Source organism: Vreelandella zhuhanensis (genome assembly GCF_009793355.1).
GTDB classification, from domain to species: domain Bacteria; phylum Pseudomonadota; class Gammaproteobacteria; order Pseudomonadales; family Halomonadaceae; genus Vreelandella; species Vreelandella zhuhanensis.
This window is the reverse complement of sequence record NZ_WTKP01000015.1, coordinates 24,386-31,025: the sequence shown is the minus strand read 5'-3', so window position 1 is coordinate 31,025 and position 6,640 is coordinate 24,386. Positions and strand designations below refer to the sequence as shown.

At 50.9% G+C, this 6,640-nt stretch carries 6 protein-coding genes and 1 pseudogene; 1 reads left to right on the top strand and 6 read right to left on the bottom strand.

Going from position 1 to position 6,640, the window contains the following annotated elements:
- Nucleotides 1-202 (bottom strand): annotated as a pseudogene (locus tag GPM19_RS15010) (IS200/IS605 family accessory protein TnpB-related protein); the annotation flags it as partial.
- A gap of 355 nt (nt 203-557) precedes the next feature.
- On the opposite strand from GPM19_RS15010, the gene GPM19_RS15005 reads away from it, so the two are divergent.
- On the top strand, nt 558-1,298 hold the full coding sequence (locus GPM19_RS15005; RefSeq protein WP_160419827.1) for a PRC-barrel domain-containing protein: 741 nt from the start codon (nt 558-560) through the stop codon (nt 1,296-1,298).
- A gap of 377 nt (nt 1,299-1,675) precedes the next feature.
- Here the strand turns inward: GPM19_RS15005 and GPM19_RS15000 are convergent, their stop codons facing one another.
- From GPM19_RS15000 to GPM19_RS14975, 5 genes are all read right to left on the bottom strand, one after another.
- Nucleotides 1,676-2,179: an MgtC/SapB family protein gene (locus GPM19_RS15000; RefSeq protein ID WP_160419826.1), complete on the bottom strand. Its 504-nt coding sequence runs from the start codon at nt 2,177-2,179 to the stop codon at nt 1,676-1,678.
- A gap of 70 nt (nt 2,180-2,249) precedes the next feature.
- On the bottom strand, nt 2,250-3,542 hold the full coding sequence (locus GPM19_RS14995) for a cation:proton antiporter (RefSeq protein ID WP_227842486.1): 1,293 nt from the start codon (nt 3,540-3,542) through the stop codon (nt 2,250-2,252).
- Nucleotides 3,543-3,677: 135 nt separating this feature from the next.
- Entirely contained in the window at nt 3,678-4,388 is a 711-nt protein-coding gene (locus tag GPM19_RS14990) for an aspartate/glutamate racemase family protein (RefSeq protein WP_160419825.1), read from the bottom strand.
- 149 nt (nt 4,389-4,537) lie between these two features.
- Complete coding sequence (locus GPM19_RS14985; protein WP_160419824.1) at nt 4,538-5,500, bottom strand: ribonuclease Z; 963 nt, start codon at nt 5,498-5,500, stop codon at nt 4,538-4,540.
- Nucleotides 5,501-5,826: 326 nt separating this feature from the next.
- Nucleotides 5,827-6,600, bottom strand: a complete 774-nt coding sequence (locus GPM19_RS14975; RefSeq protein WP_160419823.1) for a hypothetical protein — start codon at nt 6,598-6,600, stop codon at nt 5,827-5,829.
- Between the last annotated feature and the right edge of the window lie 40 nt (nt 6,601-6,640).

The window sequence follows — 6,640 nt, the reverse complement described above, 5'->3', positions numbered from 1 at the left end:
TTTGGGTGGGATGTATCAGCCGTTCTATTACCTCGACCACCGCGTTCCCTTCGCAGACGCCGACCTGCGGCCAGTGCATGTACGCCACGGTCATGAGATCGCGCACCAATCGCCGATACAGTGCCAGCGTATCCGCCAGAGCGGTCTGTTGGTCGGCACTGGTGACGTGTAGCGCCAGGGAGTCGGAACGGATGATCGGCATAAGAAAACTATATATCTAACCAGTTATAAGAACAAGCAAGGCTAACGCCTTGCCCTGCCTTAACTGCCGATTCATTCAAAGAATCGAATCGCAGAATGCGGCAGGATTTTGTTCAAATTTTCGTAACCCGGCTTCTGGTCTGCTGATAGCGCCACTAACCGACCATGAATCTTCGGGACCAAACACCTAGGATCTGGACAAATGTGCTTCTGGTAAGTTAGCTGCCCCGGCAAGCGCCCTTGCTGCCTGCCACAGGTTTGAAAAACCATTGCCGCTGCTGCCAAATAAGTCTTCTTTACAACCAGAGTTTCCTCTTCTAATTTGCAAAATACGCTAACAGGGAAGGAGTTCTGTCATGTCAATCAAACGCAATGTTTGTGTCACCACGCTAGCCATCACCGCTACCACTGTCGGGCTTCAAGCCCAAGCGCAGGAGGAAGTAGTAAGGCCATTAAGTGACTGGAATTATGAAGATATTTATGAAGCTGGTGGTATAAGAGCTGATCACTTAATGGATGCCGAAGTCTTTGGGGATAATGAGGAAGAAATCGGTAGCGTCGAAAATGTGCTTATTACCCAAGATAATAAGATAGTTGCCATCATCGCCCAGGTAGGCGGGTTCTGGGATATTGGCGATACGCATGTCCTGGTTCCCTGGGAAGAAATTGAGCTTCACGAAGACGGCGTAATGATTCCTGTCACAGAAGACAATGTCGACGAGTACGGACTCTTTGCTTCTGACGACTACATTACCAAGCAAAATCTCAGCCAGATCCAGCAAGTTGAGGATGATATCGACGCTGGCCCGGGTATCTGGAAGCTCACCGACTTGCTTAACGACTATGCAACGGTTGGAGAAAGCGTCGGCTATGGTTATATCGACAATATGCTGTTCTCGCGTGATGGTGAGGTTCAAGGCGTAGTCGTCGAGTCCGATACAGCCTATGGTCGTGGTCCTTACGCTTATCCTTTTTATGGTTATGGATATGGCTGGGCGCCAGGCTATCCCGCTTACCATCTGCAATATGATGAAGATGAAATTGGCGAAATGCAGCCTTTCGACTATGAAAGATACCAAGGTCTTCTAGAGGAATAGCTAAGCACGTCAGCCCTTTCCTTTAATTGCACTGGTCGGTTTCATCACGGGTTGCTCTGCCGCCAAGCAAGCCACCATGAGAAAACCGGCCCAGCACAGAGCGCATAACACGCATTTATTGCATCGGTTTATTTTTTACTGAGGTGTCCCACCACCACGATTGCTGAGCATGCTGCAGGATGGCGAATAGGTCGAACCGACGCCAAGATACCCCGTTGTTGACGTAGAGCTTTTGTGCTCGTTGAAACTTATGGGAATTGGCGTGCGGATAGCCCATCGAGGTCCGATGCCGCTGGCATGATTGACGAGACCGAATATACGTGTGTAGTCGTACCTACCGCTCATTGTGTCTCGTGCTTGCAAACGCGCCACATACGTCAATAGCCCCTAGGCTCTGAGCTGGCCGGTTTTTTCTTGCGTATCGAGCGCGAAAAGAAAGGCACCACATAAAGCACAAGCCAGGCCAGAAGCGTGCACAAGACCGCCGTCTGCTCGCGCCCCAGGCCAACGGATACGCCGATGGCTGCCGTAAACCAGATGCCAGCCGCCGTGGTAAGCCCTGTAGCCCCTTGTTCATCCTTGCCGGTGATGATACTTCCGGCACACAGAAAACCAATGCCGGCAATAACTCCCTGAATGACCCGGCTCATCTCCGAATCGGAAATACCTGCTTGCTGAGGGATCAATATGAACAGAGCAGCACCCATGCAAACCAACATATGAGTACGTACTCCGGCGGCCTTGCCGCTCTGTTGCCGTTCGAGACCCAGCAGCCCACCTAGCAGGGCAGCGAGCAGTAACCGAATGACCACAACGACTAATTCACCTAAGTCATTAAAATCCGAAAACTCAGAGATAATGATATTGCCGATCTGTTCCATCGCTTGATTCCAGTTGGTTGACTAACACAAAGCTCAGGCCGGCATAGACAAACCGGAATCCGGTAACTTCCTACGACCACCATTTTGACATCATCGGTTTAACGGTTAACCCGTGGATAATAATCGAAAGCACGATAACCACCAGCGTAATGTGAATGAACTCCACGGCCAGCTCTTCCGGCAGGCCAAAGACGATTGCGAACATCAAGTAATAGATCGAACCGATGCCGCGCACGCCGAACCAGCCCACCAGCATCTGCAGCCGAACCGGTGTGCCAGAGCCAAGCAGGCCCAGGAACACGCTGACAGGACGAACCACCATAAAAAGAAACAGCGCCAGGCCGACGGCACTTAAACTCCAGGAATCCAGAAACAACATCCCGCCCAGCAGTAGGACAAGCACCAGCTCGGTGAGCCGCTCGAGAGACTCCTTGAAAAACAGCGACCCTTCGGATATTCGGGTGCTGTGCTGTGGCGTCGATTCCTCAGGGTAAACCGGGACTTCTAGGGCAACTTCAGCGTCTTTGGAGGGCGAGTGAAGGCCCGCCAGCTTGCGTTCCGATTGACGAAGGGAAATGGCAGCGGCAAAAACCGCCAAAAACCCCCAAGCATCGAGTAACAGGCAGATGCCATAAACCACGCCGATCAAGCCCAGGCCAAGAAAGTCATCCAGCAACGGGCCTTCGCCACTGAGAAAACGTTGCTTCCATACAAGCTGGGCCAATAAGCGCCCCATCACCAGCCCGACCACAAGCGCCACTAACGTCGACCACAAAACGTCCTTCAGCATCCAGGTTCCAAGCAACTCAAAACTGAACGGAGCGCTGAGCATTGCCAGCCCCAGCATCACAAACGGGAAGGCGCTGCCGTCATTCATGCCCGCTTCACTGGTCAGAGTGAACCGCAAAGGATCTTTATCGCCCATGTGCCGAACCTGTACATCCGTGGCCAGCACAGGGTCAGTGGGCGCCAGAATGGCGCCCAGCACAATAGCCGCACCCAGAGGCAGGGCCAGGATGTAATAACCAAACACAGCCGTCAGAGCGACACTGATCGTCATGGAAAGAAATGCCAGGCGTACTGGCGCATGCCATTCCCGCCATCTGAACGGCACGGGCATTTTCATGCCGGCAATAAATAGCGAGACCAGAACCGCGATTTCGGCGAGAATTTCCAGCAAATGCGCCTGTTCTAGCGGATTGAAATGAAAGGCTCCAATAACCGACGGGCCAAGGATTACCCCGATAGCCAAATAAACAAGGGAGGGTGTCAGGCGTAAGCGTTGAAGAATGGGAGAACGCAAACCCATCATGATCAACAGGGTTCCGATCAATACAAACCAGGCGGCGTTGGTCAAAGTCATTCTTCCGGTGCGGGTTAAGCCGCAGTGTGACTCATCAATGCTGTCCGGTCACGAATACGATTCGAGAACACCCGCCAAACTGCGCCACAGCAGTTACGTCATCGCAAATTACATTACTCTCTACACAATTCCCCTCTACTTCAACAATATAAATGCTCTTCCCAAAGCGAGCTGCACTACCTGCTCTGCGTGTATTTCCGTGGTGTCATAAAGCGGAACATCGGTATCCGACCCCTGGATCAAAAGTCCTATCTCCGTGCATCCCAAAATGACGCCTTGAGCCCCACGGTCAGCCAGTGATGCTATTACGTCCAAGTAGGCGGCTTTTGAAGCAGGGCTGACCACACCCCGGCACAGCTCATGGTAAATGACCGAATGAACCCGCTCGCGCTGGAGCACATCCGGCACCATCACCCGGATACCATGCGCTTCGAGACGCTCACGGTAAAACGCCTGCTCCATGGTAAATTGGGTGCCGAGCAGCCCCACACAGGTAACACCGTTATTTAGGAGCTCGCGGGCAGTAGCATCTGCGATATGCAGAAGGGGAATGCTGACGGCTTGCTCGATTTGAGCAGCGACCTTGTGCATCGTATTCGTACACAGCACCACAAATTCAGCCCCTGCCGCTTCAACCGCCCGACCGGCTGAGCCAAGTATTTCCGCTGTTGCCTGCCAATCACCCTGGCGTTGCAGGGACTCAATCTCTGCAAAATCCACGCTATAAAGCACCAGCTTGGCCGAATGCAGCCCGCCGAGCTCATCCCTCACTTTCTGGTTTATCAGCCGGTAATAGGTCTGGGTAGATTCCCAGCTCATGCCCCCAATCAAGCCTATTGTTTTCATTCACACCTCCCTGTTGGACCGCTGATTTAAGGAAGCTCGGCGGCCAACATCCGCGTACTGCTGAGACTGGTTAAACAGCTTTTGGCTAAGCTGAGCTATACATTTTCGAGTAGCCGCTTGCTTGCAAGAATGGCCGACACACAAAAAGGCTATTCACACGCCACCTCAGAAAAGTGGCCCGATTTATCCAAGCTGTATTCGCAAAAATCCCGCGCTAAGTAAAGCGAACCCGAATAGACGCGCTGGGCCTCTTTGCGGATGTCCTCAATGGAAGGCGACGCTTGGGGGCTGAGCTGGTAACGGGGGCTAAAGTGCGTCAGTACCAGATTGGGCAGCTGCACCGTTTCGGCAAACGCGGCGACAAGTTTGGCGTAGCTATGTCCCACATCACCAGCCTTCTGGGCCATCTCTTCGGTATAGGTGGCTTCATGCACCAGCACCTGCGCCCCCGCGCACGCCGCAAACAACAAGTCAGGCTGGTCATTGTCTCCAGCGATCACCACTTTTCTCGGCTTGTGCTTGAAGATCAAGAACTCATGGCTTTTTAACCGCTCACCCTCAAACTCAACATCAAACCCTTGCTTCAACTGCCCCCACAACGGCCCTCTCGGAATCCCCTTTTGCGCTAGTTTATCCACGTCCAAGGCAGCATCGACCTTTGTCTCCGTGAATCCATAGGCATAGGACGGCGCCCGGTGTGAAAGCCTGAAGGTAGCAACCGCGATGCTCTCAAACTCAACGCTTGGCAGGTCGTCCGAGGCGATAAACTCCAAGGCGAAGGGTAAACATAGCTGCGTGGCCTCACAGGTGGCCTCCAACCATGCCTTGATGCCTGCAGGTGCCACAATGGTCAGCGGCGCTTTCCGACCACCCATTCCCGCAGTCGCCAGTATGCCCGGCAGCCCATAGCAGTGGTCGCCGTGCACGTGGGTAATAAAGATGGCTTTCAAGGAATGGAACGACAGCCTCGTGCGCAAGACCTGATGCTGGGTGCCCTCACCACAATCGATCAGGTACCAGCCCTTGCCCTTGCTCTCTCGCAAAGCAATCCCGGATACGTTTCTTGTTTTGGTGGGGACACCGGCGGAGGTGCCGAGGAAGAGTAGGTTCATATCGCGTCTGTATTCTCACTCATGTACTTGCTTTAGGACAAAGGCAATGGATTTACAGCCAGCTAAATTTAAAAATTAGTGCCTTTTCGATCATGATTCGGCGCTCATCAGCACAGGTAAAGCCTACCTAAATTCGCCAAGCATGGTTGACGCAATTTTCCAAAGCACTAAGCACCTCAAGCCCTGTTAAGGCGTGAGCAAAGCAACACCTATGCCACTGCAAACCACCTTAATCAATAAACACAACACAGAGTAAAAATGCCACGCGTTCTGAATCACTTCTAAACAGTTTTTTAGTTTTATATTTCAATATTATATTACCGAAATTACAAATAATTTTGGTCCAAGCGAACTAAAAAACAATGTGATACCAAAATTACCATGTGCAATCTGAACGTTGAGTCTAGTTCATCTGAAAGCCCAGGATGGGAACCCGATGAATGAAGCCGTTTCCAAAACCCTTCAACAAAACCTGTACCATTTGACAAAAACTCATTGTAATCCGATACGAAAAAGCCACTATTCGCTAATGCTTGTTTCTTTTGTTGACTAGATGGGTAATCACCTGGACAGACTTTATTTTGAATCTGATTGAAAAGATCTTCAACGAACGAGCGGAGCTGAGAATTTGCCGCAGCCCACTCACCTCTAGCGTGTGCCGCGATAGCTTGCTCATAATGACCTTTTGCTGTTTGTAATCCAAGTTTAACAAGCAGACTTTCTAACTCACTCTCCTGCTGCACTAACGGTAATTGTGAGGGCAGCAAGGCTCTAATTTGATCATTCACTACATCATAACCATCTTTCTTTAAAGAGTTTACCAATTCAGGAAATGATCCAATGAATGAATCAAAATTAATACCAGACTTGTATTTAGCAATAGAAAACTCTAAAAGCTCGTATTGGATATTTGAACCATTCGGACCAAGTGAACCCGGATTGGCAAGAAGATACTTAACGATAGAAGTTTCTTTTTCCTTGATGTACTGCCCAGATATTGCAGACTCAAAATCAAACTTGATCGCCAACTCCTCAACCTCATTATGAGTTTTCAACTTTAGCGATTTCACTAATTCAATAACACTTGTTCGAGAAAACACCGTTACCTCCATTATAAGCCTAACACCAGCCGTAACCGGT